General features: G+C 61.7%; 1 pseudogene. It reads right to left on the bottom strand.

Going from position 1 to position 394, the window contains the following annotated elements:
* Positions 1–308: pseudogene (locus HFC70_RS26650) on the bottom strand (hypothetical protein); the annotation flags it as partial.
* Positions 309–394 lie beyond the last annotated feature (86 nt).

Here is a 394-nt window from a genome sequence, read left to right as displayed (position 1 = left end):
CTAATAAACTGCGCCAGCGGCCCCGCGCGCCAGGTGGGCAGCACATTGATGGTCGGGATGCCCTTCTGCGGATACAGGCCGCAGCGCAGGGACCCGGCGCAGTTAATCACCACGCACAGGATGTCGTTATCAGGCGGGATATCGGAGAAGCCGTTCACCACTTCCGATTCAGTGAGCGCACCGATTTCTATCGCCACCGGATGACTCTCGCGCCCGGTCAGTGACAGCACCTTTTTGCCGCTGGCAACGGGCAGCCAAAGCCCTTTACCGTAGCCGCCGGGACCGGGAGGAATAAGTACCGTGTTCATGGCCGTCCCTCCTCAATCACCAGATTGCCGTGCAGGTCATGGAGTTTCGGCACCGGGCCGGAGAGATGAATCGCCCCGGTGTGGCA

This window comes from Agrobacterium sp. a22-2, assembly GCF_012276985.1.
Taxonomy (GTDB): Bacteria; Pseudomonadota; Alphaproteobacteria; order Rhizobiales; family Rhizobiaceae; genus Allorhizobium.
Note: the sequence above shows the minus strand (reverse complement) of the source record. Positions and strands in the feature narration are given on the sequence as shown.